This is a genomic window from Niallia nealsonii (assembly GCF_002835805.1).
Taxonomy (GTDB): domain Bacteria; phylum Bacillota; class Bacilli; order Bacillales; family Cytobacillaceae; genus Niallia; species Niallia nealsonii.
The window spans coordinates 142,896-169,229 of record NZ_PISE01000031.1 but is presented as its reverse complement, the minus strand read 5'-3'; the positions used below and the strand labels follow the sequence as shown (position 1 = coordinate 169,229).

Sequence of the window (26,334 nt, the reverse complement as noted above, 5' to 3'; positions counted from 1 at the left end):
ATGTATATGCTATCTTATTCTGATTAGCCTTTTCAAAATATAAGACTATTTTTTCCAAGAAAAAAGCTTGCCAATCGAACATCAGCAAGCCTTTTTCTTCTGTTATTCGACTTTTCACCCAACCAATGCTGTATTTTTTTGATTAAGCTGCTCTCCAACATAAGCAACCAAATCTACCACTCTTGAAGAATAACCCCATTCATTATCATACCATGCAAGTATCTTTAATTTTTTTTCTCCAATCATCATGGTCGATAAGCCATCGATTGTTGCTGAAACCGTTGTGGTATTAAAATCGCTCGATACTAAAGGTTCATCGGTAATTTCCAAAATGCCTTTTAACTCTTCTTTTTGTGCTTTAGCAAAACAATTATTTACCTCTTCTACTGTTGTGTTTTTCTTTAAATCAACCACTAAATCCACAAGAGAAACATTTTGAGTAGGCACTCTTAAGGCCATGCCATGAAGTTTGCCGTCTAAATGAGGCAAAATCAGTTTTAAAGCTTTAGCGGCACCTGTTGTTGTTGGGATAATATTTTGCCCGCAAGATCTTGCTCGTCTTAAATCTTTATGAGGATTGTCGATATTGTTTTGATCGTTTGTATACGCATGGATAGTTGTCATCAAGCCATTTTCAATGCCAAATGAATCGTCAATCACTTTTACAACGGGTCCTAAACAATTAGTTGTACATGATGCGTTGGAGATAACGGTATGTTCGTGTATATCTAATGTTTCTTCATTTACACCCATTACAATCGTTGCATCTACATTGTCTCCAGGTGCTGTTAATACTACTTTTTTTGCTCCTGCTTCTAAATGAAGAGCCGCTTTTTCCCGGCTATTGAATTTGCCTGTTGCTTCTACCACAATATCTATATGTAATTGTTTCCACGGTAACAATGATGGATTCCGCTCATTTATTAACAAAATGCGTTTTCCATTTACAATTAAAACCTCTTCCTCCCACTCTATTTCTCCATCAAACTTGCCATGTGTTGTGTCATATTTAATTAAATGTGCTAACGCTTCTGCAGAGTAACTAGCATTAATTGCTGCAATATGAATAGTTTCCTTCAGGATAGCTTGTCTAAAGACCATTCTTCCAATTCGGCCAAACCCATTTATCGCAATTGTAACACTCATTAACATCCGCTCCTTTTTATGTGTTATACTAATTCTTTATTTTTCAATAAAAGTATAACACGTTATATTGAAAAATAAAGAATTATGTTTCCATTTAATTTTATTTCTATAATTGAAAATTTTCTTTATTTTCAACTTTTGTGACGTTCTTTTCCCTTTCGTATCCATTTCATTGTCCCTCTTTATAGAGAGAATTTTTTTCTGAAAATAAAAGTTCACATTTTCCTTACAGAATTTATGAGAGTATTATGTTAAAGTTTTAGCAGAAGATACATGTAAAATAGCGAAACCCATAAGTGAAATTGTTTCACATCATAAAGGAGATTCACAAATGAAGCCTATACAAAAAACGATTCCATCCTTAGCTTCCAATTCCGTTCATTTAGCGGTTTTATTAGGAATTGTTGGCGGTTTTTTAGATGCCTATACATTTATTTCAAGGGACGGGGTGTTTGCAAATGCACAAACAGGAAATATCGTTTTATTTGCCGTTAATCTAGCAACTGGAGAGTGGAAAAGTGCCCTCGTTTTTATTCCGCCCATCCTTGCTTTTATTATAGGAGTTTTAGTTTCAGAAATAGTTAAGATTCCCTTTTTGCGGGAATTATTGTACAGCTATCGACGTTCTATTTTGATTTTAGAATGCCTTGTATTAATCATAGTCGGTTTTTTGCCGTCAAGTGTGCCAAACATTATTGTCACAACAAGTCTTGCTTTTGTTTCTTCTTTGCAGATTTCTACTTTTAATAAATTAGATAAGTGGGCCTATAATTCGACGATGACGACAGGAAGCCTTCGGACGGCAACTCAAGCGGCTTATGCAGCATTTATTTATCATAATGCAGAAGCAAAAAAACAGTTTAAACAATTTTTTGTTATTATTATTTCTTTTTTATTTGGTGCATTATTAGGAACCTTTACTACTACCTTTATAGGAAACACTTCGATCTGGATTGCAGCAGGCGTGCTAGTTATTGCGCTAATCCTTTATCATCGAGACAAAGGCTATATTAGAAAAACAGCAGCACTAACAAAACATATTTCTAACGGATAAATAGCATTCAATCATTTATGCCTGTTATGACACGAAAAAAGCGACTAGCTGATAAATCTCAGTTGATCGCTTTTTTTGTTTATATGTAAAAGAAGTGTTCTAGCCTTCTAAATGGGCAAAAAGGCTTAACAGATTGTTATCGGGATCTTTAATAATCGCATAACGCTGCCCCCAAAAGGCATCCCATGGCTCCCGGTAGATTTCATAGCCTTTATCTTTTAATTCTTGGTATTTATCGTCTACTTGTTTTGGTTCATCTACAAGAAAGGCCAGTTCTACTTTAGGAATGGCTGCTTCGTTCTGATTCAGAACATCTTCTAATGGTATTTGATAAACCTCTGAGAGCATAGTGAACAAATTTAATGAAACACGCACACCATTATTGTTCAATTCTGCATAAGTTTCATTAGGACCTCCTGATAAAACACCAAATCCCAATGCCTCATAAAAAGCTAAAGATTGTGCCATATTTTGTACCTTAAGACCAACCATATCCAGTTTCATTTTGGAATTCCTCCTTCTCTTTTTTCACATCTATGGAATAGCTTATTTTTGCTTATACAGTGTACAATTCGACACAAAAAACTTTATGTTAATTAGATATCGGTTGTGTTAGTTATTTGTTTTATACAATTCTTGATACTATCAATGACTACATCAGGTTCTGACAATTGCGGGAAATGACCGCTTTTTTCAGCAACAATATGTTTGCTGTTTCTTGATAACAAAAGTAATTCTAATTGATTATCTAGTCGTTTTTTTCGAACTTCCTCTGGCATCATTCGATTTTCTTTCCCACCTGTAATTACATATACTGGTATCTCGGGAAAAGAGTCTATTTGATGAATTTGATTCACAGTTTCTTTCACAAAATTAACTTCATTGAATTGTTTATGAGAAGACAATGAATCAAACATGGTGAACACCTTATTAATTGCTTTTATAGTCTTACCTTGATATTCATTAAGGCTTAAATCTTTCGGATGGCTGGATTCTAAAAAGACAACTCCTTCTACTTCATTTGGGTAGAGTCGGGCATATAGATTTGCATACAGACCACCTAATGAATGTCCAACTAATAAGAATGGAGGTTCAAATTCCACTATTGTTAAAGCTTCACGTAGAGTTCTAACAATCGTCATGCCATCTTGAGCTTCTTTTGGCTTATCGCTACCAGTAATACCAAAACGATTGTAGGAAAACACGGATGAGAATTCCGAGATTTCTGTAATTATTTTCATCCAACCTTCTATCGGTCCCGAACCGCCGTTAATCAGAACTATTTTTGGCTTCCCATTTCCGCTAATATTATATTGTAACTTCCCTTTTGATGTTTCCATTTTATATTTCTCTATTTTCAGTAGTAACACCTTCCTTTATTTAATTCTCCTTAACCTTATTTACGTTTGTCATAAGCTATTAGTTTCATGATATTTCTTTTTCACGTAATCGTTTCCTTCTTCTTTTGAGAGAAACAGCTGGCAAAGGATAATTTATTTAGTCCATTCTGCAAATAAAAAAGGATAATTAGCCCTCATCATGAACCAAACTATCCTATAAATTATTATCTTCATTTAAATTTCTATCGGTTCTCACTTCCACCGCCCCACAGCTCCCGGCCTCCTGTATGTCCTGTATTCTCGTGAATGTCTTCATCCACTAGCTGCAGAACACCTGGCTCTTCCGAATGATGCCACACATATCCGTCAAGCGTTATTCCATTTTCTAAAGATTGTATATCAGCGGGTGATAAATTCAGCTCTGCTGCTAAATCTGGATTTTCTTGAATCGATTGATAAAAAGTTTCATTGGCTATATGAAATTGCGTCGAATCACTTTCTAAATAAACCTCTTCTACCAGCACCACACTAAATTTGGATTCAAATTCAGGAAATGTTCCCGTCACTTCCGCTCCATTTGGCAGCTCCACCGTTTTTTCTACAAAAGACACACCGGTTTCTACATGTTCCACTCCATTTAACTGATCATTTCTTGTGTCGATTTCTTCTGCTTCTACCATATCTGTTCCATCGATAATATCAACAACGCCTACTGCAAAAGTTGTGACCGCTGCAACTTTTCCGATATTTTTTAAGCCACAGATGATTTGCTCTTTATCCTTATTTTTTACCCCATTTATGGTAATGGCTCCACTTTTCACGGTGTAGATGATTCCGGAACCAATCCCTTTTACTGTGCGTCCGGTTGAATCTTTTATATCCGCCCAGCCTTGTTGTTTATGGTAGTCATTTTGTTTTAACATCCCATATGTTCCTTGAACCGCTCCATCTGCAAATTGCCCAACTGAATCGACCGCCGTTTTGGACGCCTCAATAACGCTATTTCCTACTTCACCAATATATTCTCCCAGCTTCCCATTTTTGCTGGAAACGGCTTTGCTTAGTATGTTTACACCGCTTTTTGCTGTATCTCCAACCACTGTATTGACTACTTTCCCAAGTCCCCGAATAATCCCCATAACCAACGCTCCTTTTTAGCATTCTGTCTATCTGATGAACTATTTTTATTTTACTATTAAAAGGAAAAAGATAGGTTGAAAAAGGAAAATTTTTATAAAAAATTACAGTGGAATATAGAAAAAATGGAGTCAGGCAAAACTATTTATCAAAAATGATGTTATTTTACACAAACTAACGATATTGGAATGCTATATAAGGAGTATATAGAAAAAATTTAAGGTGAAGACATGAGTTCAAATAAAAGAAAAGAGTATAAACGAATATTAATAAGGTGTAAAGTTTGTATTGTTCGGTATTTATTTGTGAAAATGCCATTCTTTCACAGGCCGGACACTTTTAGATTTCTTTTAAACACGAACTATTATAAAATGCTAAAAACGGCTTTTCTATAGATAAACATACAGTATTGTTCTAAGAAAAAATCCCCATTCGCTTTTTTCTTAGGAACGGGGATTCAAAATGGTTTATCACGCTCTACTTGTATTTTAACCTTACATTGAAAATCTGCAATTTTTCAATATGAGCATTAGATAAATATTTTTCTGAAGTATAATAAGTGCAATTATCCAATTATTATAACAAAGGAACTAGGCGACAAAAAGACACTCTAACAATGGTCAGAATGTCTTTTGTTTATTTTTTTGTTGTTCTTCCTTTTTGCTGGTTTTTCTGCGGTAACGTGCACATTTATTTTTCATGCATGTAGAATCTCCTTTAAAACGGAAAAATTCTTTGCAATAACACTTATCAATACTGTTCTTTTCCAAATGATTCACTATAATTCGCTTTTCTTCGGAATACAACAGTTCCTGCTTTTTGTTTTCCATCTACTGGCGTTTTTGGATGAACAATGGATTTCTTAAAATCTTCCAATTCTTGATCCGAAAGCATTTTCTTTACTACTTTAAAATCAATGATATTGCTCATACCGTAACACCTCCAAAAATATCATCAACAATTCGAATCAGTTCATGATTCCCCGCAAATATGGAAATCATTTCTTCTTCCGTTAAAAAACTATCGTTGCCTATCGTAACAGTTATAACTAACTCTTCCCTTATAGGATAACATATTAGATAAATTTTATCACCAATATCCTTGTTTAATTCCATAATCTCCACTTTATCTTGAAAACAATCAATTATGTGGATACGCTCTAAATCTCCTTCTTCTTTATCGGCATTGATATTAAATGGATAAAAATCTTTTTGTCCAATATGCCCCGATACATGTTTTAAACCATCTGTTCCATCACTTCTCCAGATACCTACACCTTCCATATAAGCACTGCTAGGCAGCAGATATGCAGAACGAAACGAAGCTTCTAAGTGATCATAAATATTTTTATGATTCAACTTTATAAGTGCTTTTGAAAGTTTTCTTGTGAAGATAGTCGATCTTCTCTTAATTTTTTGAACCATCCTTGCTTCTTCTAATAATAATTTAGCATCTTCAAAGCGGCCCAATTTTTTTATAATGCCGATTATTTCTCCTGCAGCAGTATTTACTGCGGAAGAATGATTTCCATCACCACGGGATGATTCATAAGTTAAAGCGGTTAATCCGACTAAATCAGAAAGAAGATGGTATCCTTCTACCTTCTCTCCATTCACTTCTTTTGCAACTGTATCTGGAATAATAAAAAATACTCTTTCCCTTTTTAGCCTGCCCCAAAATAAACCCATTTCAAACAAAGTATTGTCTCTTGTAGTATGGTATGTATGTTCGCGTATTTTTGTAATATCATCATTAGAAAATATAAAAACAGCAAAATCATTTTGTTCTAAATGCATTTCAAGCGACTCCATGGTGTATTTCATTCCCTGGAAAGCTCCAGCCGACCATGGTGTAACCTCTGCATGATAGCTTAAATGTCCTTGTAGTGCATTTACATAGTCAATTGCTTCTCTTGAAGAGCCAATAAAAACCTTTGGTCTTCTTTCTGACATATTATCCTCTCCCCATATTGTATGTAAAAAACGATATTGCTTATGATATCGAAAAAATTATAGCATAGATATTTCTAGAATAAAGGTAAATACATAACATATGATAAGAAAGCCCTAGCTAAAAAAGGATGCTTTCTGTTGAAACGAATACTGGCTTATTCGACGACGGCAAGGAAAAGCACGGTACTTTTTGTTTATCCACGTATCCTTTCTATTTTTTAGAATGAAATCCCTTATTAAATCTTCCCATCATTTGTGTATTCCTTTTTTAATTGTCTGTATATTTTAATGAAGTGAGGTCTTCTCTCCTATTCAAGATAAAAGTTGACTTTAAATTACGATGCTGATGATTCTGTTAAAAAAAATCTTTTGATTACATGATACGGAATCAAAAGATTCTCCAACTAAAATGTTATTTCCCCTCACTCTTTACTACCAATTTTCGCTTTTCATTCCAATCCAATAAAAGAAAAATCCATTTTAGTATAGATGGTACACAAAAAAGAATAAACAATAGCCTAAATAGTTGATAGGTTGTAATCACGGTTAAATCACCGCCTACAGATTGGCCGAGTATCGCCATTTCTGCCATGCCTCCTGGAGCAAGGGCAATAAATGCGGTCATCAGTGTGATGCCGTTTTCCAAATGAAGGAGGATACTGCTTAAAACAAAGGAAAAAACGACTAATAAAAACGAAGAAATAATAGCGACAGTGGAAAACATTGCTTTTTTCTCTATTTCTCCAAGTTTTACACGCAATCCTAAATCAATGCCGATAAAAAGCTGGGAAATGCTGATAAGACTGACTGGCAGTGCCGGCGCATGAATCCCTGCTATAACAAGAATCGCGATGATTATAATCGGACCAATTAGGAATGGAGTAGGAAACTTGCCTTTTTTACTAAGAAACGCAGCGCTTGCAGCTAAAAGGATAAACGGAAGGATAGACCATTGGTAAGAAGTGCTCATATGTGTCATCACTTCGCCTGCTTGTTCGTTTCCATGAAGCAAAGGACTATATACAAGAAATGGAACAAGCATTACAACGGACACAATTCTAGTCACTTGGATAATAGTCACTGCCGCAAGATCAATGCCTTTCATTTCTCCACATAAGGCCACCATTTGTGTGAGACCTCCTGGAATGCTTCCAGCTATTGTAGACTTATAGTTTGTATGTGTAATTTTTGTGGTGAAAAATGCAAGAATCAGACTAAATGCAATCATGGATAAAGTCATCGCTAACATGGAGGGCAAATGGGTAAACATTTCGACTAAAGCTTCTTTAGAGAAGGTAAGGCCGATCGTATAGCCAATGGAGATGAAGCCAAGATCACGAAAAAGGACAGGCATTTTTATCAATTGTTTGGTGAGTTTCGTATAAAAAATGGTGCCAATCATTGGACCAAGAATCCACGCCAACGGCAAATGAAAAAAGTAAAAAAGCAATCCGCCAATACAGGCAGAAACAAGTAATTTTAAATAAGACATAGCATCATTCCATTCCCTTCTTGCCTACGAGTCTAGTTCCCTTCTGTTTCATTATACTACTTTATAGATTAGAAAAAGGGACAAAACGAAGAAAAGGTGGATATAAATGCTTTTCTTGTTCAAAGTTTCTAATAAATCTCCCCAATAAAAAAGCTTAAAAATACTACATATATCTAGTACTTTTAAGCTTTTTCTCAGTTATTGTCCATGATGGCTGATTTCTTTCATGGTCATTTTTTCTAATTTCCAGCCTTTTTTTGTTTTCGTCCATATCGTTTCTAAAAAAGCAATCGTATCAACAGGCGCAATCCCACTTATTTTTTGTTTTCCTTTTAAAGCTGGTTTTTCGTGATAAGTGATAACAGTAAGAGGCGAAAATGGCTGGACAATTAACTCCGTCGGCTCATTTAATTGGCCATTATGATACAAACCTAACTTCTCATATGTATCTTTTTTGCTGTATAAATTAAAAAGATAGGTTTTTTGCCCTGAAATGGATAATTCAGCTTTATAATCCGGTTTGAACTGACTAGAAATACTAGGGGTTTCTGGCAATGCAATCTCTTCTACATTGCCCTTTGATACGGAATATAAATAATAAGTGGCTTTGCTCAATTTTTTATTAGTAAAAACGGTAATAAATATTTCTTTTATTTGATCACCATTAATATCCACCGTTTCGAGAGTCGGTTTATAGCCGCCTTCTAAGGGGATAGTATTGGTTTTGTCTGCTTCATTTTTCACTTCTAAAGAAAGTTCTTTAAAAAAATTAGATTCCTCTTTTATTGTGATTCCTTTTAATTGAACCGTTTCATTGGAACCATCTTTTGCAAAATCAATGGATTTCTCCTGCACTATTTTTTCCATCTCTTCTTTTTCTAATGCATATACACCTGTAATCGCACTTAAGGACATAAAAAAGAAGGCAGCAAACGCAAAAAGCAATTCTTTTTTCATTAATTTTCCTCCTAGGTGTTCAACTTGATCTTATCTTGTCCAATTTTGGAAAAAAGATGTAAGAGAGGAAAAAGATTTTACCATTTATAAAAAAACGGTTGAATCATATAGAATAGCCCTTTTGACGGCGCAAATAAGCTATAGATAAGCGTATCAATAGGCTGCCAATGTTTCCACGATTTTATCTTGAATTTGTTTTCCTTTATCATCGTCTACTAAATGATTCAGAAGGATTGAAAAGATATACTTTTTACCGCTTCTGCTTTCCACATAACCAGATAATGTGCTCACAGCAGATAAAGATCCTGTTTTAGCCCGCACTTTGCCTTTGGTATTTTCAGAATGAAGGCGATAGCGCAATGTTCCGCCAACGAGCCGTTCTGTATTTCCTGACACTGGCAAGGAAGTTAGATACACGGGAAACCACGGCTTTTTTTGGATATGAAACAATAAAAGCGACAGATCATTTGCAGTCACAAAATCAATCGGTGAAATGCCAGAGCCATCACGAATCAGCATATGATCAGGATTTAATCCAAACTTTTTCAACTCCTCTTTGACAACAGCAATGCCTGCTTCAAAACTTCCTTTGCCCCTTTTGACTTTTCCTATTTCTTTCAGCAATGTCTCGGCAATGGTGTTATTGCTTAATTTCATAAACGGAATCAGGAGCTTGGATAAGGGAATAGATTCTTGTGAGGCCATAAGAGTAGAAAGCTCTGGTGTAACGCCTTTATGGATGCCATATGTTTGGATTCCCTGTTTTGTTAAGGATTGTTGAAATAAATCAGCTGCCACTTTGCTTGGATCGAAAACAGATATCCATTCTGAGTCAGCGGAAGCATCGATAGGAATAGTGCCTGAAACGATAATTTTTTTCCCATCATGCTCTCTCGTGTAGCGTAGTTTCTTTTTTCCTTGTTTTTCAACCGTTTTGGTTTTATTTATGATAGTTATTGCATTTGTTGCTGGTTTTGCTGTTAGGATGGCCGAAGCGCCCATTTTTTTGGCAGGTGCTGTTTTAATCAAAACCGTTCCTGCATCATATTCTTTAGTCGGCGAAACAGTTAACGGAGAAATTTTTGCCCCGTAATAGGTCGCTTCATCGCTCCAGGCAAGATCAACCGATAAGGGGATAGAATCATACCAACTCGTATCATAGATAAGGCTGCCAGTCACTTTTTGAATGCCTTTGTTTTTCAATGTACGGGCAAGCTGATCCAAATCATCTGCCATTAAGGTCGTATCTCCTTTTCCTTTTAAATAAAGATTGCCATGCAAAATATTATTTTTGATTTTTCCATCTGTGGCTACTTCTGTAGAAAAACGATAATCTTCTCCTAAAACAGATAAAGCAACAGCTGCTGTCAACAATTTCATATTCGAGGCAGGGGCAAGTCTGATATTTCCAATGTGCTCATACACTATATTGCCGCTTTGCTGGTCTCTGATGCTAATGCCTGCAAGACTTCCTTTTAATGCCGGTTCATTTAAAACAATGGATTGTATTTCGTTGTTAAGGGCAAATGAAATAGTGTCTGCCTCTGCTTGGCTATTGCTCCAATTTTGCGTCAATATAAGTACTGTAACCATACCTGCTAATAAAATCTGTTTCATTTTTTCCATGCACTCTCCCCTGATTGAGCTTCTTTTTAAATCAGTGTTGACACAATCAAGTGGCATTAAACCAAGCTTTTTAAAATTGCCAATCTAGGCAGCGATAGAATTTTTTAGTAGAACTTTTCATTTGAATCACCGTATTCGCTCATTCTTTTGCAAGACTGGCGTTTGTATGGGCTTAACAAAAAATAAGCTGCTAGAAAAAAGACAAAGCACCTCTTTTTTCTAGCAGCTTTTATTATAAAATGGAAAAGCATTATTTTGCTTTGATTAGTTCAAAGCCTGTTTGTTCTAAGGCAAATTCGACTCCTTGTTCTAATGTAGAAAAAGATGGAATATCTTTTAAGTTGACTCCCGATTGAATGATCTGCAGACTGAAAGAAGCGGAAATGCCAACCAAAATACATTTTCCCCCTACTAATTCCACTGCTTTCACCAGTTTTTGCAAACGGTCAACGACGTATTCATCAAACCCATTAATGGCCGTTAGATCTAAAAGCAAATAATTGGCCCGTTGTTTCGTAAACTCAAACAATGCTTTTTGCATAAGATCTTCCATGCGTTCATCATTAAATTTTCCAACAAGCGGAATCACCAACACCCCTTGCAGTACTGGTAAAACAGGGGTAGATAATGTTTTTACAAGGCTAGTTAATTCTTTTGTACGATTATCCACTTGCTCTTCTAGCTCCTGGATATATTTTTGTTCTTTTTGTCTTGTCAGAGCATGAATATTTTGATTTGGGGTGATAGTAGACAGAAAAATTTCTACTTCATCATATTCATCCCCGGCTAATTGATTTTTCGTCAGCTTATACCACATATTTTCTTCAAGAAGACTAGAGAATACTCCTGCCCAATGACTTGGCAAAAGCACAGACGCTTGATCCTTATCTAATAATTTGAAAATACGGTGCTCCCAGCTGTTTTTTAAACGGACAATTATTTTTTTCTCTTCTAATGAAAAGTAGGCAACTTCTATATTGCCCCAGCCAGCATTTCGATAAATATCGCTATATTGAGTAAAGACTTCTTCAATGTCAAACTTGTCTTTATAATAGCTGCTGACAAGCTTCCCCATACGGAATCCAGTCGCTTCAAATACAGTGGTTGATACATCAGGGCCAGAAACTTCCATAATTGTCTCAATAAATAACTCAATGGCAGTATCCCAAAAGAGAAGAGCAGGTGCACCATCAAAACTAAATAATCCGTTCTCTTTATCCCAAGTAAATTCGTTTTTATTTACTTTTACACGCACGATGGAGTCTGACATACGTTTCCCTCATTTCTTGCATTTACATAGGTAAATAGTTTATTCATCCAAATTTTTTCCATTGTTTTCCACTATTTTACTGCTTTTTTTCCAGCTCTTCACCTAATTGGAATAAAAATAAATAAATAAGCTGCAATACGTCCCCTATGTTCATTTGATTGGAGAAACCTGGAATGGCTTCAATCGGTAAGTTGACATCCCACATTCCATCTTGTGCATTAAACATTAAATTATAGGTAGTATGGTTCCCTTCTAATGTTTTTTCGAAAAAGCTACGGATCGCTCCTTCTGCTTTTTTGGGAATTTTTAAACCGAATATTCCTTCATATGTACGAAAAACAGAATCTACTTCTAAAGAGAGGGATTCTACTCCAACAATGACAAAAGCATCTGATTCTACGTATAAATATTCTTCTATCTTTTTCTCGAAATAGTGAATTTCTGTTGCTAAAAAAGTGGAATCGACATTCTCTTCGATCGTTTCATCTGTTTCTTTACTCGCTAATTCTAAATATATATTAGGAAATCTTTCTGCAGTGTTTTTTTCCTCTAGCTCCTTCTCTACAACAAAAGAGTGTCCAAGTAGATATTTTTTTTCTTCTGAAAAGAAAAAAAGCGATCCATTTGTTTTTGTCTGTTGTTCTATATATATTTGCATCTGTTTTTTTAACATGTTTTGGTCTCCTATTCATTTTCGTATACTATGTAAGACATCCAGTAGAAAAAGGGAATCTACCGGATAAAGTGAAACTTCAATCAGGCCTTTATGGGCAGTTATCCCCCACCTAGATTTCTCGTTTTCCCTTACCATCCCTTAGGTGAGGGTCAAAAGCCCGTTAATGCGTGATAAAAATAGTTGATTAGCGTTTTTTTGATTTTTTCGGCTTAAAGATGGCACTGCCAGTCGTTTTTTTCTTGCGTGCTTCTTTAAAGCGCTCAAAAGCAGGACTCGTTTCTTTTTGTTTGGTTTCTTGTTTTTTATTAGAAGCATTGCCTTTTTCTTGTTTTGAAGAAGTAGCGTCTTTTTTCGCCGGCTTGCTTTTCCTTTCACCTTTAAAGGTTCCTTTTTTTGCATGCTTATTTTTAGAGTATTTGCTGACCTTTGTATGGGTATGATCTTTAGGCTGTTCGGTGTCATTTCCGTCTTTTTTCAGCAATGGTTTTTTTTCGATGGTAATGTTTAATTCTTTTTCAATAGCATCTAATAAAGGGCGGTCATCGGATGAATAAAACGTCACCGCAAATCCTTCTGCCTTCGCTCTGCCTGTTCGACCAATTCGGTGGACATAGCTTTCTGCATCCATCGGCATATCATAGTTAAATACATGGGTAATGCCGTCAATATCCAATCCTCTTGCTGCTACATCTGTTGCAATCAACAGCTGGAATTTCGCTTCGCGGAACTCTTTCATTACTTGTTCTCTTTTTGCTTGGGAAAGATCGCCGTGAAGTTCCCGGCAGGAAAAACGATTAGCGCGAAGCACTTCATATAATTTGGATACCCGACGTTTAGTGCGGCAAAAAATAACGGCCATAAATGGCTGCTCTTCGTTAATTAGGGACATTAACGCACCTTGTTTTGCCCGTGGCGGTGTGTGCATGCTGATTTGTTTTACGGTTAAAGCAGGGCCTTGTTTCTTTTCGACCGTTATATATGCTGCATTTTTTGTATATTTTTTGGCCAATTTTTTTATATCCGATGAAATAGTGGCGCTAAACAGCATCGTTTGGCGATCATTTGGTGTTTGTTTCATAATAAATGCAATTTCATCCAAAAAGCCAATATGAAGCATTTGATCTGCTTCATCTAACACAAGGAAAGAAAGCTTGCTTAAATCAATCGTTCCTCTTCTGAGATGATCGATTAGACGTCCTGGTGTTGCGACAATGATGGAAATCTGCTGTTTTAAACGATGGAGCTGTTTTTCCACATCTTGTCCGCCATATGCAGCAAGGACGGTTACATCTTCTTCTTTTATTTTATTGATTTCGTCTGTTATCTGTAAGGCCAATTCTCGTGTTGGACTAAGAATAAGCGCCTGTGTATAAGGAGCATCCTTTTGGATTTTTTCCAGTATAGGCAAAGCAAAAGCAAAGGTTTTTCCTGTACCTGTCTGTGCCTGTGCAATTATATCTTGTCCTTTTAATAAGGAAGGAATCACTTTTGTTTGTATGGGTGTCGGGCTAGTAATCCCGTATTTATTCAATTCTCCTTCTAATCTGGAGGAAATACCTAAACGTTGAAAATCTTGCAACTAAATCCCTACTTTCTTCTATATAAAACAATGTAACATTCCTTATTGTGGCTTTTCTTAGCATAAATAGCAAGGAAAAGGTGGAGGAAACGAGAAAAAAAGGCCGACTCCAAATAGAGTCAGCCCCAGACTGTTGACAAACGCCCGTTTTTTTTGTTGCTTACCTTGTTTAGCTGCTCATTATTTAAACCTAGTAACGCTGCTTATCGAAAGACAGACACTTTCAATCAGCCTGAAAATGTGCATCTTTTTTGTCTACACTCTGAGGCTCGTTTTAAATGAAATCAGCTAATTTTCTTTAATATTTTTTTAATTCCTCTAAGATTGCTGTTAACGCATCGTGTTTATTGTATTGTTGCATTGCTTGCTTCATGGTTTCTTGTTTTTCCTCCAACTCCGCTAGTTTCGCTAAAAAAGTTTGAGAAGTAAGCTCTTCTTCTTCCAATGTTAAAGAAAATCCTTTTTTGGTAAAAGATTTAGCATTTAATATTTGGTCTCCTCGGCTTTGCAGCTTGCTTAATGGAATGATTAACATCGGCAATTTTAGAGCGAGGAATTCAAAGATGGCATTAGAACCGCCGCGTGTAATCACAAGATTTGTCGCAGCAAGGATATCTGCCAATTCTTCATGGACATACTCAAGCTGATTATAGTTTTTATTGTTTGTATATTCTGTTGCAATATTTCCTTTTCCGCATAAATGGACAATTTGATAAGTTTTGGTTAATTCCTCTAAATTTTCCCGAATAACTTCATTTATTTTCCTTGCCCCTAAGCTTCCGCCCATCACGGTAATGATTGGCTTAGTGCTAGTAAAATCTAAAAAAACTCTTCCTTTCACAGCAGAACCTGTTAAGATATCTTTTCTAATGGGGGAACCAATGACTGTGCTTTTTTCCTTAGGCAAATAGTTGATGGTTTCATCAAATGATGTAAAAATTTTCGATGAAAAACGGAGTGCAATTTTATTGGCAAGTCCTGGCGTTAAATCACTTTCATGAATAATGACTGGGATTTTCATCATGTTTGCAGCAATTACAACGGGCACAGACACAAATCCACCTTTTGAAAAAACAACAGCTGGTTTTATTTTTTTTAAGACTTTCCGTGCATCTAAACAGCCTTTTAGCACTTTAAAGACATCTTTCGCATTTTCCACTGATAGATAACGTCTTAGCTTCCCACTTGAGATAGAATGATAGGGGATCTGGATTTTTTCGATTAATTCTTTTTCAATTCCCGCTTTTGAACCAATATAATGGATTTCCCAGTCTTTTTTATTCAGCTCATTTATAATAGCGATGTTTGGCGTCACATGCCCTGCCGTACCGCCGCCTGTAAATACGATTTTTTTCAAAATAAATCAAACTCCTATCGTAAATTCCTTCTATTAAAGGCATCTATTCCTTATTTTATGTATACAATCAATTAATCATTATAAATTATTTTCAGCAAAAAAGCTGTATGGATGTGGAAAAAAACAAAAAACGTTTCTATTTTGTTAGAGAAACGTCTTTGTTTTGTAAAAATAAGCGAAGTTGCCATCTGAAAATTTATACTAATTTTAAAATATGTTCGATCGCATACGCTACGCCGTCTTCATTATTGCTTTTGGTTAAATCACTTGCTCTTTTTTTGATTTCATCTGGGGCATTTTCCATCGCAAAGGAACGTGTGGATACTTCAAATTGAGTCACATCATTGCCCCCATCACCAAATGAATAAATTTCATCAAAACTTAAGTTCTTTAAGTTTTCATATCGTCTAATCGCTTTCCCTTTTTGTGCTTCATTAGAAGTAATTTCGCAGTTATTTGGAAAAGAAGAAGAAAAGGAAATAGAATCGAGTTTACTCAATGTTTTTTTGACATCAGCAATTTTTGCGATATTTGTTTCGTCGACAACAGCGATTAATTTATAAATTTTTACATTTTCTAAATGTAGGATGCTTTCATAATTTTGGTTATCAAACATTGCCTGAATCTCTTCCCATGCTTTTCCTCTTAATTGAGGCAATGTCGCTGGAAATCCTCCTTGATTTGTATAGACAAGAATGCCGACATTCAACGGTTGCAGCACTGCCAATAACTCTTTATATAATTCAATGGATAAAGTCGTCTCATACAGCAGTTCTCCATTTGGCGCATACATCATACTGCCATTTAAGCAGAAAATTGGTACCTCTAATTCGGAAACGCCTGCAACTTTTACGACATCTGGGTATTGTCTGCCTGTATTTAATATTACTTCAATCTTATGTTTTTTTAATTTTTCGATGATGTTTTTATTGCCATCAGATATTTGATGCAAGTCATTTAATAGCGTGCCATCTAAATCAATCGATACACATTTCATTCATTTCTCCCCCTAAGTACAATTGCTTCTATATTTTAAGTACATCTTCACTAATAAAATGCTACACTTCTTGTCTGTATGATGTCAATGTAAAAAAAGCGAAAACCATAATTGGCTCCGCTTTTGCTCTCTAATCATGATTTATCGCTGTATCCAATGGTTTTAGCTTCTTTTCAATTTCGTTTCGTTTTGGCTCTAAAAACGGAGGAAGAGCTAAGGTTTCTCCTAAATGTTCGAGTGGCTCATCTGTCGCAAAACCTGGACCATCTGTTGCTAGTTCAAATAAAATTCCATTAGGTTCTCTAAAATAGAGAGATTTAAAATAGTAACGGTCAATATATCCGGAATGCTGAAATCTTGCTTCATTGATTTTTTCTATCCAGTCGTATAATTGATCTTCATCTTCTACTCGAAAGGCTACGTGATGAACACCGCCTCTTCCTAATCGCTGCATAGGCAAATCGTTTCTTTCTTCTAGATGTATTTCAGCTCCACTCCCTCCTTCCCCTGTTTCAAACACATGAATGACAGGTTGCCCTGCAATAGTCGAAGGAAAGTCTTTTTTAAACCGAAAACCCATCACTTCTGTTAATAAACGAATAGTAGAATCAGGTTTGCGAACAGTCAACTGAACAGGTCCTAATCCAATGATCGCAAATTCTTTTGGAATGGGTCCTTTCTCCCAAGGCACGCCTCCTTTAACCCCTATATTTTGTTCATCAGAAATGAGGAAAAAGCGCTGGCCTTCAAAATCAAAAAATTCGAGCGATTGTCTTTCGGCGCGTGTTTGGGTTTTTCGATGTTTTACTGCTAATTTTTCAAATCGGTCGGACCAATAATCTAATGCTTTATCTGTCGGAACCCGAAGGCTTAAAGCAGAAATGCTGCTTACACCTTCTCTGTGCTGTGCAAGGTTTGGAATTTCAAAAAAAGTTAATTCTGTCCCCGGATTTCCTTCTTCATCTCCATAAAACAGATGGTAAACAGATGGATCATCTTGGTTCACTGTTTTTTTGATAAGGCGCAGCCCTAATACTTTTGTATAAAAATGATAGTTTTTTGCTGCATTGGCAGTCATGGCAGATACATGGTGAATCCCCTTAAAATTCATATATTTCTTCTCCTTTTTTATTTCGAATCTAGTCTAATAATAGTTTTAGCATAATGGTAAATGCATCGTTTTGCAAAAAAAGAGCATTGCTTCTGCCGATTAGGCATAATGCAGTCATGGGAGAGTTGATTATGGGAAAATAGAAGAAAAGCTTGATTAACATAATGGAAGAACGATTGCTCTCGACAGACATTCTATTTATATAGTAAAATTTAAAACTGAAGTAATAAAAGGAGTTGGAATATTAATGAAGAATCAATTTAAAGAATTAAGCAGCTCCACACAAACGGCACATGTTTATTATGCTACACAAAAGCAGGAAAACTATTTGGAAAACCTTGCAGCCTACATAGTAGCAGGACTAGAACAAGGAGATCATATTATTTTAATCGAAAATGATCGAATTTATTCCTTGCTACAGCAAAAGCTATCAGCTTCTTTGTCACAGGAAGATTGGAAAAAAATTTATCCTATCAATAATTTTGACTATTATTTTTCTAGCGGAGGCTTTAATCCCCCTTATATATTTTCCTATTTGGACCGTGTGCTAAAACCATATCTCGAACAAAACCTATCGTTTCGAATATGGGCGCATGTAGAGTGGAATAAGGAAGAAGAAGTTTTGCATATTCTAAAAGAATTTGAACACGAAGCAGATAGATTAGTGAATGAAAATAAACTAATGCTAGTATGTGCCTATAATAAAGAGAGAGTGCCGACTTCGTTGGATAAATCTTTGATGGAATGTCATGAATATATTTTAACCGAAAATGAAATTATCCCATCGAAAGAATATTTGTATAAAAAATAAAGAGAAAGCAGATGGATGTTCCATCTGCTTCTTTTTATAAATCTTTGCTCATTACTAGATCTCTTGTTTGAAACTGCATTTTTTTATATAAATGAATCGCTTTTTCGTTATGGGCAAACACATGAAGGGTTATTTTTTTGCCCCCTTGCTGTTTTATATGGTCATCAAGTATTTCTAGAGCCTTTGTACCATACCCTTTTCCTTGTTCTTTTTCGTTGATGACAAAATCATAAATAAAAGCTTCCTTAAATCGATTATTAAGATCTAAATGGTACCAAAGATAACCGACTATTTCCTTCGTGGGCTCTTTTGTAATGCTTAAAAAATAGTGGCACGGAGAGTGGACCCCTTTAGGCAAAAGAGTTTGCAGCTGTTCTTCCGCTTTTTGGAGGGCTCCTTCTTCTGCCCAAGTTCCTGCTTTTATTTTATCTTTGGCATACTCTTTAACAAGTGTTTTTTGATAGAGGGGAAAATCTTTTTCTGCCATTTTTCCTACTATAATCGCCATCTGCTAATCCCCCTTTTGATTGAGCATCTTCTATCTTATAGATTGATGGACAATTGTACAGGGCAATGATCGCTTCCCATAACGCTACAATGGATGTCTGTATCAACTAACTTGTCTTTTAGTCGTTCCGAGACAATAAAATAGTCAATTCTCCAGCCAATATTTCGCTCCCGCACTTTGGCCATATAGGACCACCATGTATATACATCTGTTTTTTCTGGATAAAAATAACGGAATGTGTCAATAAAACCATTGGACAATAATCGACTCATTTCTCCGCGTTCTTCTTCTGTAAAGCCAGAATTGCCGATATTTGATTTTGCATTTTTCAAATCAATTTCTTGGTGAGCCACATTTAAATCGCCGCAGTATATCACAGGCTTTTGTGCATCAAGTCCTGCTAAGTATTGCTTCAGTTGCTTTTCCCATTCGATTCGATAAGTTAATCTGCTTAAATCGCGTTTTGAATTAGGTGTATACACATTTACTAAATAAAACTGCTCAAATTCTAATGTAATCGCACGGCCTTCGTTTTCCGGAAAATCCTCTCCGATGCCATATACAACAGAAAGAGGCTTTTGTTTGGAAAAAACAGCTGTTCCTGAATACCCCTTTTTTTCTGCATAATTCCAAAACTGATGATAGCCGTCTAATTCCAATTGAATTTGGCCTTCTTGCAATTTCGATTCTTGAATACAAAATATATCTGCATCTATACTTTCAAAAAAGTCTAAAAACCCTTTTTTTACACATGCTCTAATGCCGTTCACATTCCATGTAACTATTTTCATTTATTGTAAACTCCTTAGCCGTAATCTGTTTTCTAAAGGTTTATCCTATCATGAAACAATTGTTCGATAAAGCGTTTTGCACGATGTTTTCCCTTAAAAACGTTTTTTAAAAAGGAAAAAGCTACAAACAGTAGAGCATCACTGCTTGTAGCTTTTTCATAAAAAGGAGAAAAGTGACTAGCATCGTCCATCCAGCTAGCTTTGTACCCATTGGTAATCAGGGAAAAACAGCCTATCCAATTGTGGCGAAGTTCTCTCTAAATAATTGATTTTAAAGGTATTGAACAAATTCTGAAACTGGTTTACGATAACCTCTAGGCTGTCTGCTTTCCCTTTTTTCTTTCCCAATAGTAATCATCATAACCGGTTCGATCTGTTCCTCTAAATGTAAGATTTCCTTTACTTTATTTGCATCAAATCCTATCATCGGACAAGTATCCCATCCTTTATTTTTAGCCGCAAGCATAAAAAGCATTGCCGATAACGAAGCATTGCGGATTGCTTCATCCCGCTGAAAAATAGGACCTCTTGTCAAGTAAGTTTCGACTGTTTCCTTTACCATCGAATCATATTGGCATTCATCTAAAATTCCAAGCATTTTTAATCCTTCATAAATCGAGCCAGCTTTTTCATATGCTTTTTTATCTCCTGTTACCAAAATTACGGCCGATGCAGAATGAACTTTATATTGTCCAAATGCTGCTTCTTGCATTTTTGTTTTTATTTCTTTATCTTGAATGACCATATAATGAGTATGCTGCAAATTAAACGCACTTGGCGCAAGTTTTACTTCTTCGAATATGTCATTTAGTTCCTTTCTGCTAATAGGTACTCCCTCTATAAAATTATTGGCAGATCGTCTTTCTTTAATTAATGCTTCAAATGCAACCATATCTATTCCCCCTAGTACTTTTTATCTATGTGAATAAAGCTATTATAAAAGACATATATCTCGAAATCAAAATATATGATTAAAAAAGAAAAAAACCTCTATTGGGGTCCCACCAACAAAATGCTAATTTACAACGTTAAGGCACTTCGGCTTTGTACTATAGTTGATGTAATGGATGAAGAGCGTCTACTGGCACTGGCATGCTGTAACTTCTGTAAGGCACGCTTACGCAACTCCCCGTCGATGGCTCGAGCGAGTGCATTCATCGCTTCTTCCTTCTTTAAACCGCGTTGGATTCAGCGTCACATGGGATCATTTGAGATATAGTCTAAGAGAAAAATGGTCTTCTCGATTTTCCCCAGTTCCCAAAACTTCTTAAGCTGCCGCTCTGGATTTTGATTCTTAGCTGAAACACAAGCATATCCTAATTTTAAGCTTTCTTCCTTCTCTAAAACTATGATTCTATTTCAAAAAGCATATCATTTTTCTGACATATTTCAAAATAGAAAAATATACTTTATAACACATCAAATTCCTTCCGTTCTATACTGTGTCACAAAGTATAATTTTTGACAGTACCATACAAGAAAAATACGCTACACACTGTCAGGTTATTTAATACGAAGAGCCAGATTATGAAATGGCTCTCGGTGGGAGATTTGGATATTCATGAAAAAAATAGATTGCGAAGGAAGGCAATTGAAGTAATTAGCAGTTTAGTTCAATAAGAGCGGAATTGCTACGGGTGGGGTAGTTTTAAGAGAGGCAGCGGACAAAGACTTTAAAATTAAAGTGCTAGAAGACGCTTGTCTTGATCCAGATCCAGAGGCTCACCGGGTTCTCACGGAGAAAATATTTCCACGTCAAGCTGATGTGTTGACGGTCCAATCCTGGATTGATACATTAAACTAAACAAAGAGGAGCTGTTTCCGTTATGGTGAAATAGCCCCGACACGTTTGCCTTTCCGTTTTTTTATGATTTATACAACTATTTTTTATAGTTCCTGAAACCTTTCAAGATTATATGAAGGAAGGAATAAATTTGTCTATATTTAGTAACAACAGGAAGGCTACAAATAAAAATCATTTTAATCAAAAATTGATTGCTCCAATGGTTTTAGGTTCCATTCTAAATCCTATTAACTCTTCCATTATTTCAGTTGCTTTAATTCCAATTGGGCAAGCGTTTGATGTACTATCTTCTCAAACAGCATGGCTTGTTTCTGCGTTATATCTTGCTACGGCAATTGGACAGCCAGTCGTAGGGAAGTTAATTGATATTTTTGGTCCAAGACTTCTTTTTTTAATCGCAGCATCACTAGTAGGTATCTCTAGTTTAATCGCGATCTTTTCCCCTAATATTTGGTGGTTAGTGATTGCCAGAGTTTTACTTGGTTTTGGAACCTGCGCTGGTTATCCCGCCTCTATGTATCTTATCCGTAGGGAAGCAGAGCGAACCGGTGAGGAAAGTTCAACGAGTATTCTTACATTAATTAGCGATTTCTAGCCAAACGATTGCCGTTGTTGGACCTGCCTTAGGGGGGCTACTCACTGAATTTGGTGGTTGGCAAAGTACATTTATCGTAAATATTCCTTTGTCATTAGCTTGTGTGTTCTTAGGCTACTTCCGGTTTCCAAGGGTTTCTGAAGATTTCCTTAGAAAAGAGGATAACATTACTTCCATTGATTTTATTGGTATCCTTTTTTTTGGAATCACTTTAATTTCTGCTCTCCTTTTCTTAATGAGTCCGAATTGGCATAGTGTATATCTATTAATAATTGCAATCATCTTCGGTGTCATTTTTACTGGATTTGAGTTGAAAATAAAAAATCCTTTTATGGATTTACGCTTATTAGCTGGGAATACCCCTTTGTTATTAACGTATACCAGAGGTTTGCTTTCAGCTACTGTATCATACAGTTTCCTTTATGGATATCCCCAATGGTTAGAAACAGGTAGGGGGCTGTCCCCTTCACATTCTGGTCTGTTGCTATTGCCGATGTTTTTAACGTCGATCATCCTTTCTAAAGCAACTGGGAAAAATCCTGCAATCCATATGAAATTGATTGCAGGGAGTATCGTTCAGTTTATTGCTATGTCACTGCTGCTATTTACAAATCATTCAAGCAGTCTTATTTATCTTATTGTCATTGCTATACTATTCGGAATCCCCCAAGGTATATTAAATTTAGCTAACCAAAATGCTGTCTATTTTCAGGCTTCTTCCAAACAAATGGGTGCTTCAGCTGGTTTATTAAGAATCTTTATGTACATGGGAGCTATGCTTGCTTCTTCTGCCAACGGATTGTTTTTAAAATCCGAAGCTATTACAAACGGGCTTCACTATCTAGCGATATTCAGTTTAGTAATTTGTTTTATTCTAATTATTACCTTATTAGATCGATATTTGAGAAAAATTGAAAAAAATACATGAACTTGTGAAATAATGTACCTACACTAAACCGTGCTTATCTTAATTAAGATTTTAGCAATGATATTCCACAATCGAGCGCAATTGTGGAATACTTAAATCCCAATTTCTCATTTATATCACTGAGCGATTGGGATTTTTAATAGTGAACTATCTTTAATATTATAAATCTGCGTTTTGCTGGTGATCCCCCTCTATTGAGTCTTTTTAGTTTACATAATATTATTATCGTATTGTAAACTTTCAATTTTTTGACAAACATTTTTGGTGAATTCTTCGGTTAGTTCTTCTAACTTTGGCTCCAGTATGCTGTTCATCATCGCGGCAAATGTTCCTAGTGCCTCTATTTTTAAAAAACCAGTCATTTTTGTAGCTGACTCCTCTGCTTTTTCCACCAAAAAATAGCCATTCCCAATAAATTTTTCATTTATGTCTGTTAATTGAAACGTTATTTTTGAAGGTTCTTGCCAGGTTAAAATATCGACTCGCAACTGAATTTTTTTTTTGATTAGCCCAAAATCTGTTTTGAATTCCCATGTCGAAACCTTATCACAAAGAATCTGATGATCAATATATCCAGGTACAAGGGGAGCCCAGTTATCCATTGAACACACAAAATTCCAAACTTGCGGTACTTTTGCTTTTACAATGATATTATGTTTTTTTTGTGGCATTGCAACACTTCCCTTATGTTGGCACTATAATATTATGCATATGCTCGTTCTTTTATAAATATGCTGATGAATAGGAAGGTTTCCAACACTTTTAAGCATAATGGCTGCCTCTATTGCTGTAAAAACAACTAGTTTACATAATATTATTATCGTTATTTCTAAAATAGTCGGATACTTCCATATCCATTGCTTTTTCTTTTTGAGCATCCGATACATGGGTGTATTTTTGTGTTGTATTTAAGTTGCTATGACCCAACAGCTCTTGAACAGTCCGGATATCTCGTCCATCTCTTACTAAATGGGTAGCAAATGTATGACGCAATTTATGGCTAGATATGCCCTTTGATTTCCAATTATAGTCTGGAAATGCTTCTTCTACGGTTTCGCAAATTTTTTCTGTGATTTCTTGAATGCGCCGCCGGGAAATTCTTTTGCCTCTTCTAGAAATAAAGACAGCATCTTCATAACCCTTCATCGGAAAAATTCGTTCCTCTTTAATATACTCCATCATTTCCTCATAAAGTTTTGCAGGAAGTGGGATATAGCGGGACTTATTTCCTTTTCCTGTCACGAGGATGCCCTTTTTTAAGGAGTGAATGGAAGAAATATTTAACGTATGGATTTCTGTCACTCGAAGGCCTGCGAACGCCATCAGACCAAGAATCACCTTATTTCGTTTGATATGCTGCTTTTGGGAAACCTTTTCGACCATCGCAAAAAAATCCCGCAATTCCTCTTTTTCCAAATAACTCGGCAGCTTCCCTTTTTGTTCTTTGGCACTTTCATATTCGCTCGCAGGATTGTTGCTGACAAGTTCATAATCCACCAGGCATTTATAAAAGGATCGGATTGCTGTTAAGCGTCGGTTTCTCGATGCTGCACTATTGCCTCTTTTTGTTTTTAATTCATTCATAAATAGTGTTAAGGTGATTTTTTTCACTTCTGATAATTCTACTTTTTCTTGTTTTTTTCTTGTTATGTATTCTAAGAAAAAGAAAATATCGCGTACATAATTATCAATGGTAAATTTACTATAATCTTTATTATCCATCTCTGTTTGGAAAATCATCATCTCCTCGTTATACCAATCTAACAATCTCTCTTTTTCTATCATTCTGCATTTCCCCTGCCTCTTTTTTCATTACCTTTAGTATACTACAAATCATAAAAAACCGCACATAAGAGATATTATGCGCGGTAATGCAGTGAAAAGCGATACAAAGGAATTACTTTTTACTTCACTAGCATTGATCCATCTAAATTTATACCTATTTTTAGGATAATAAGTAAAAATAAGGATGTTTCAGGAAAGACTATACATGGAGGTGAAGTGGTGAAATTTTTCTTTTTGTTTCTTAGCGTATTGAATATGCTGGATGCTTTTTTTACATATATTGGATTGCGTTACAACCTCATCTTAGAGTCTAACCCATTGATGAATACTTTATGGATGGTCTCTCCTTTTTTGTTTCTTTTTTTAAAAATTTTATTATCTTTGCTATTGATTTTTTTCTTTTTCTTTTTTACGGCAAAAAATAGAAAAAGCTGGTGTATTATTTTATCCATTCCTGTATGTTTGTATTTCGTTACGTTAATTCTCCATATTAGCTGGGTAATTGCGTTAATTTCTTTTTAATTCACTATAACTATATTATGTAAACTAATTTATATGAATACTCTTATTGATCAATAAAAATGCTATTAGTTTACCATAATCATATTATGTATTCTTATTAATAAAAATACTTTCATTTTTCTGTTTTCAATATTAAAATAGGAAAAGATACATAAAAAAGGAGCTAAAACAAAAATGAGCGTACATAAAGCCTTAACCAAACATGTGGAAAAAATAAATAGCCGCGTTGTCTACTTTCAGCAATTGGATGCCAAACGCGAAGCATATATTGAGGAAGCCTTGCAAAAATGCTTAAATGGTGAAGAATTTGCAGTAGCCCAAATTAATGCTATTACAGAAGAAATGAATGAACTTGCCAAACAAGGTGTGGTACCAACAAGAAAAATGGTCACAAAAGAAATGGTGCAGGAATATGCAAAAACATTAAAATAAATGGTTTCTAAATAAAAGGCTAAATTTCAAAATGAAATTTAGCCTTTTATTTCTACATATTTAGGATAAGTTGATTTTAGCTATGTTTGTTATCAGCCGCTGCACTCTATTAAAAGTGCTGAGACACTTCTGCTGGGTTCTTTTTATTAAAGATGAAATCAAGCAGCTAGCTATATTTTTTACAAAGGGCTCGGTATTTTTTCATCGAAGAATTATACTATTTTCATTTCTACATATAACGATTCTTCTCCCTCCTCCCTCGAAGGATATCATGTTTCTTTTGCTTCAAATGACATAACAGCACTCATGTTTAACCTTCCATTCTAATTTATATAAGTAATGGTCAGGTGAAAAACAACTAAAGAAATGAATCGCTCTCTCCTTACAAGAAAAACTCTTCTAGCATAAATCATAAACAGCAGTTATGTATGTTCTTAGGAAGAAAAAGATTGTACAAAAAACGT

Annotated in this window: 26 protein-coding genes and 2 pseudogenes; 7 read left to right on the top strand and 21 right to left on the bottom strand. The window is 35.4% G+C overall.

The features are described 5' to 3' along the window. Positions 1-114: 114 nt before the first annotated feature. Complete coding sequence (locus CWS01_RS14955; RefSeq protein ID WP_101177988.1) at positions 115-1,146, bottom strand: glyceraldehyde-3-phosphate dehydrogenase; 1,032 nt, start codon at positions 1,144-1,146, stop codon at positions 115-117. A gap of 331 nt (positions 1,147-1,477) precedes the next feature. On the opposite strand from CWS01_RS14955, the gene CWS01_RS14950 reads away from it, so the two are divergent. After that, positions 1,478-2,200 carry a YoaK family protein gene (locus tag CWS01_RS14950; protein WP_101177987.1) on the top strand — a complete coding sequence of 241 codons (723 nt, stop codon included), beginning with the start codon at positions 1,478-1,480 and terminating at the stop codon, positions 2,198-2,200. Positions 2,201-2,299: 99 nt separating this feature from the next. Here CWS01_RS14950 and CWS01_RS14945 read toward each other — a convergent pair whose 3' ends face one another. The 14 genes from CWS01_RS14945 to CWS01_RS14880 all read right to left on the bottom strand — a co-directional run bounded on the left by CWS01_RS14945 (position 2,300) and on the right by CWS01_RS14880 (position 17,694). Beyond that, complete coding sequence (locus CWS01_RS14945; protein WP_101177986.1) at positions 2,300-2,704, bottom strand: VOC family protein; 405 nt, start codon at positions 2,702-2,704, stop codon at positions 2,300-2,302. Positions 2,705-2,796: 92 nt separating this feature from the next. Beyond that, entirely contained in the window at positions 2,797-3,540 is a 744-nt protein-coding gene (locus CWS01_RS14940) for an alpha/beta fold hydrolase (RefSeq protein WP_235852081.1), read from the bottom strand. A gap of 242 nt (positions 3,541-3,782) precedes the next feature. Continuing rightward, complete coding sequence (locus CWS01_RS14935) at positions 3,783-4,679, bottom strand: HNH endonuclease (RefSeq protein ID WP_101177985.1); 897 nt, start codon at positions 4,677-4,679, stop codon at positions 3,783-3,785. A 748-nt stretch (positions 4,680-5,427) separates the two neighbouring features. Beyond that, complete coding sequence (locus tag CWS01_RS14930; protein WP_101177984.1) at positions 5,428-5,607, bottom strand: hypothetical protein; 180 nt, start codon at positions 5,605-5,607, stop codon at positions 5,428-5,430. Beyond that, the gene (locus tag CWS01_RS14925) at positions 5,604-6,629 is read right to left on the bottom strand and encodes a TIR domain-containing protein (RefSeq protein ID WP_101177983.1); all 1,026 of its coding nucleotides are present in this window, start codon (positions 6,627-6,629) and stop codon (positions 5,604-5,606) included. Before CWS01_RS14925 ends, CWS01_RS14930 begins: the two co-directional genes overlap by 4 nt. A 412-nt stretch (positions 6,630-7,041) precedes the next feature. Continuing rightward, complete coding sequence (locus CWS01_RS14920) at positions 7,042-8,121, bottom strand: AbrB family transcriptional regulator (protein ID WP_101177982.1); 1,080 nt, start codon at positions 8,119-8,121, stop codon at positions 7,042-7,044. A gap of 198 nt (positions 8,122-8,319) precedes the next feature. Then, positions 8,320-9,078: a hypothetical protein gene (locus CWS01_RS14915; protein ID WP_101177981.1), complete on the bottom strand. Its 759-nt coding sequence runs from the start codon at positions 9,076-9,078 to the stop codon at positions 8,320-8,322. A gap of 153 nt (positions 9,079-9,231) precedes the next feature. Next, positions 9,232-10,704 carry a D-alanyl-D-alanine carboxypeptidase/D-alanyl-D-alanine endopeptidase gene (gene dacB / locus CWS01_RS14910; RefSeq protein WP_101177980.1) on the bottom strand — a complete coding sequence of 491 codons (1,473 nt, stop codon included), beginning with the start codon at positions 10,702-10,704 and terminating at the stop codon, positions 9,232-9,234. A gap of 250 nt (positions 10,705-10,954) precedes the next feature. Further along, on the bottom strand, positions 10,955-11,974 hold the full coding sequence (locus tag CWS01_RS14905) for an STAS domain-containing protein (protein ID WP_101177979.1): 1,020 nt from the start codon (positions 11,972-11,974) through the stop codon (positions 10,955-10,957). A gap of 76 nt (positions 11,975-12,050) precedes the next feature. Then, positions 12,051-12,647, bottom strand: coding sequence for a branched-chain amino acid aminotransferase (locus CWS01_RS14900; protein WP_101177978.1), 597 nt, complete (start codon positions 12,645-12,647; stop codon positions 12,051-12,053). A 187-nt stretch (positions 12,648-12,834) separates the two neighbouring features. Next, positions 12,835-14,229, bottom strand: coding sequence for a DEAD/DEAH box helicase (locus CWS01_RS14895; protein ID WP_101177977.1), 1,395 nt, complete (start codon positions 14,227-14,229; stop codon positions 12,835-12,837). 298 nt (positions 14,230-14,527) lie between these two features. Beyond that, complete coding sequence (locus CWS01_RS14890) at positions 14,528-15,586, bottom strand: undecaprenyldiphospho-muramoylpentapeptide beta-N-acetylglucosaminyltransferase (protein WP_101177976.1); 1,059 nt, start codon at positions 15,584-15,586, stop codon at positions 14,528-14,530. A 196-nt stretch (positions 15,587-15,782) separates the two neighbouring features. Continuing rightward, positions 15,783-16,583 (bottom strand): HAD family hydrolase, encoded by an 801-nt coding sequence (locus tag CWS01_RS14885; RefSeq protein WP_101177975.1) that lies wholly within the window; start codon positions 16,581-16,583, stop codon positions 15,783-15,785. A 130-nt stretch (positions 16,584-16,713) separates the two neighbouring features. Then, the gene (locus tag CWS01_RS14880) at positions 16,714-17,694 is read right to left on the bottom strand and encodes a ring-cleaving dioxygenase (protein ID WP_101177974.1); all 981 of its coding nucleotides are present in this window, start codon (positions 17,692-17,694) and stop codon (positions 16,714-16,716) included. Between the two features lie 247 nt (positions 17,695-17,941). Here CWS01_RS14880 and CWS01_RS14875 point away from each other — a divergent pair, with 247 nt between their 5' ends. Then, positions 17,942-18,505 (top strand): MEDS domain-containing protein, encoded by a 564-nt coding sequence (locus CWS01_RS14875; RefSeq protein ID WP_101177973.1) that lies wholly within the window; start codon positions 17,942-17,944, stop codon positions 18,503-18,505. A 34-nt stretch (positions 18,506-18,539) separates the two neighbouring features. On the opposite strand, the gene CWS01_RS14870 is transcribed toward CWS01_RS14875, so the two are convergent. From CWS01_RS14870 to CWS01_RS23030, 4 genes and pseudogenes are all read right to left on the bottom strand, one after another. Then, entirely contained in the window at positions 18,540-19,013 is a 474-nt protein-coding gene (locus CWS01_RS14870; protein ID WP_235852080.1) for a GNAT family N-acetyltransferase, read from the bottom strand. Between the two features lie 35 nt (positions 19,014-19,048). Continuing rightward, positions 19,049-19,804 (bottom strand): exodeoxyribonuclease III, encoded by a 756-nt coding sequence (locus CWS01_RS14865; protein ID WP_101177972.1) that lies wholly within the window; start codon positions 19,802-19,804, stop codon positions 19,049-19,051. 271 nt (positions 19,805-20,075) lie between these two features. Next, a complete protein-coding gene (locus CWS01_RS14860; RefSeq protein WP_101177971.1) occupies positions 20,076-20,696 on the bottom strand; it encodes a nitroreductase family protein in 621 nt (206 codons plus the stop codon). Positions 20,697-20,887: 191 nt separating this feature from the next. Further along, positions 20,888-21,061 (bottom strand): annotated as a pseudogene (locus CWS01_RS23030) (Tn3 family transposase); the annotation flags it as partial. A gap of 367 nt (positions 21,062-21,428) precedes the next feature. Between CWS01_RS23030 and CWS01_RS23510 the strand changes: the two are divergent. From CWS01_RS23510 to CWS01_RS14850, 3 genes and pseudogenes are all read left to right on the top strand, one after another. Beyond that, positions 21,429-21,608: pseudogene (locus CWS01_RS23510) on the top strand (isochorismatase family protein); the annotation flags it as partial. A gap of 130 nt (positions 21,609-21,738) precedes the next feature. After that, a complete protein-coding gene (locus tag CWS01_RS23205) occupies positions 21,739-22,203 on the top strand; it encodes an MFS transporter (protein WP_268877078.1) in 465 nt (154 codons plus the stop codon). Beyond that, positions 22,196-23,131: an MFS transporter gene (locus tag CWS01_RS14850; protein ID WP_328588924.1), complete on the top strand. Its 936-nt coding sequence runs from the start codon at positions 22,196-22,198 to the stop codon at positions 23,129-23,131. Before CWS01_RS23205 ends, CWS01_RS14850 begins: the two co-directional genes overlap by 8 nt. A gap of 209 nt (positions 23,132-23,340) precedes the next feature. Here CWS01_RS14850 and CWS01_RS14845 read toward each other — a convergent pair whose 3' ends face one another. After that, entirely contained in the window at positions 23,341-23,802 is a 462-nt protein-coding gene (locus tag CWS01_RS14845) for a CoxG family protein (protein ID WP_101177970.1), read from the bottom strand. Positions 23,803-23,935: 133 nt separating this feature from the next. Beyond that, entirely contained in the window at positions 23,936-24,916 is a 981-nt protein-coding gene (locus CWS01_RS14840) for a tyrosine-type recombinase/integrase (RefSeq protein WP_101177969.1), read from the bottom strand. Between the two features lie 255 nt (positions 24,917-25,171). On the opposite strand from CWS01_RS14840, the gene CWS01_RS23505 reads away from it, so the two are divergent. Continuing rightward, a complete protein-coding gene (locus CWS01_RS23505) occupies positions 25,172-25,438 on the top strand; it encodes a DUF5658 family protein (RefSeq protein WP_407938571.1) in 267 nt (88 codons plus the stop codon). A gap of 174 nt (positions 25,439-25,612) precedes the next feature. Next, positions 25,613-25,870, top strand: coding sequence for a DUF2533 family protein (locus CWS01_RS14830; protein WP_101177967.1), 258 nt, complete (start codon positions 25,613-25,615; stop codon positions 25,868-25,870). Positions 25,871-26,334: the final 464 nt, after the last annotated feature.